Raw genomic sequence first — 1,510 nt, forward strand, 5'->3', positions numbered from 1 at the left:
CAGCGTGCCGCCGACGGTGAGGTCCCCGCCGATGGTGGCCTGGCTGGCGACGGTGAGGTCGTTCAGTGCCGACGTGCCGGCGACGGAGAGACCGCCGTCGACCACGGCGTCCTGAGCGGCGTGCAGCTCGCCCTTGATGTCGGTCCGGCCGTTGACGGTGAGGTTGCCGCCGACGACGGAGCGGTTCACCACCGTCTGCCCGCCCGCCCCCGACGCCGCGTCGAGATCCGCCTCGGCGCCGACCGCGAGCGCTTCGTTCACCAGCGCCCGGTCGGTTTCCAGGGACTTCAGTTCCGCCTTGTCGGCGCCGAGGAGCCCCCCCGCGTCCGAGGCGTCACCTCCGACGCGGATCTCCGCCCCCTCCGGGGTGAAGTAGATCTTGCCCCTGCCCTCCGTCCCCTCGACCCACGGGGTGTGCGTCCCCCTGGTCGCCGTCACGCTCTCGAACTCGGGGCTGAGCAGATGGACGGTGGTGGTGAGGAAGTACCCCGACTGCTGCGGGACCGGAGCCGGGGAGGTGGCTATCAGGGTGTAGGTGGCGTCCCGCTTCGGTTCGTCCCCCGGTGCCGGCGACCACTGCCAGCCGGCCCCGCCCTGCCGGGCGGGGACGGGCTGCGGGGGACCGTCCGGGCCCTGGATGGCGTACAGAAGGGTGTCGGGGCCGTCCCACCGCAGCACGACGTCCGTGCCGGCGGCGACCAGGGACAGCTGCGGACGGAAGTTGCGCGGCACCCTGGGCGCCTGCTTCAGCAGGCTCAGCGTCACGGGGGACTCGTCCGTCCACATGTCGCTCTCCACGATCTCCGTCACCTGGAGCAGGACGGGCCCCGGAGTGCTGGAGACGGGGAAGCCCTCCAGCGCCAGGATCATCGAACCGGCCTTCCCCAGAGACGCCCCCTCCCGGGCCGTCAGGGTGCAGACCCCGGTCGCGCTGTCCCAGTCGACCAGCGGCTCCTCCTCCGGCCCCCTGGCCCGGTCCGGCAGGACCGCTGCCGTGACCGCCTTCGGATCGGGCGTCAGGGCGTCCTCCCGCTCCCCGACGGGCACCCGTACCTGGATGCTGCTCCAGCGCGCCTTCTTGTGCTTCGGGTTGGAGACGACGATGAAGACCGCTCCCCGGGACTCCTCACCCGCCACGGGCACCTGGAGCGGAGCCGGGTCGGTGAGGATGTCGTAGACGAAGTTGGCCACCGTTGAACCCCCTGTGGTCGCTGTGCGTGCGCCCGCCCTCACGGGCCGCTGACCGTATGCTCCACATCCCTGGCCGACTTGGGGGAGTTCGTCACCATAACCGACGCGAACCAGACCGTGCACTGACCGAAAGTGGCGGTTACCGACATCTCAGGAAAGATCACCTCTCTTCGCCCGTGGCGCCGCGCGCCGTCCCCGAGGTGCTGTGCGCGGCCGGGTCGGCGAGTCTGGACGCGGACGAAGGAGGCCGGTGCGCGGCGTACTGAGGGCATCGTGGTGGCGGACCCGGTCGCGGGAGGCGGTCGCGGCCGGGTGGCGC

1 protein-coding gene is annotated in these 1,510 nt (G+C 71.9%); it reads right to left on the reverse strand.

The genetic code is table 11. The features are described 5' to 3' along the window. Positions 1-1,191 (reverse strand): hypothetical protein (locus AB0O29_RS35850; RefSeq protein WP_365160613.1); only part of this gene is annotated, 1,191 nt, incomplete at its 3' end. Positions 1,192-1,510: the final 319 nt, after the last annotated feature.

Origin of the sequence: Streptomyces sp. NPDC089915, from assembly GCF_040684675.1 — a bacterium.
Lineage (GTDB): Bacteria > Actinomycetota > Actinomycetes > Streptomycetales > Streptomycetaceae > Streptomyces.